Origin of the sequence: Pseudomonas faucium (genome assembly GCF_021602585.1) — a bacterium.
GTDB lineage: Bacteria > Pseudomonadota > Gammaproteobacteria > Pseudomonadales > Pseudomonadaceae > Aquipseudomonas > Aquipseudomonas faucium.
On sequence record NZ_BQIP01000079.1, the window covers coordinates 1 to 256 of the forward strand.

1 rRNA gene is annotated in these 256 nt (G+C 48.0%); it reads left to right on the forward strand.

Going from position 1 to position 256, the window contains the following annotated elements:
• Positions 1–105 (forward strand): 23S ribosomal RNA (locus L6D75_RS27240); the annotation flags it as partial.
• Positions 106–256 lie beyond the last annotated feature (151 nt).

A 256-nucleotide genomic window follows, 5' to 3' on the forward strand; every position in this document is an offset into this window, starting at 1 on the left:
AATCCCCTAAAGGGCCGTCGAAGACTACGACGTTGATAGGTTGGGTGTGTAAGCGCTGTGAGGCGTTGAGCTAACCAATACTAATTGCCCGTGAGGCTTGACCATATAACACCCAAGCAATTTGCTCATGCAGATTGCGGTGGTGAAGACGAAACGAACCGAAAGTTCGCAAGCAACATCACAAATATCGCATATCCGAATTCGCTGGGCTGTCCATCTGGACATTCTGGCAACAGAATTTCTTGACGACCATAGA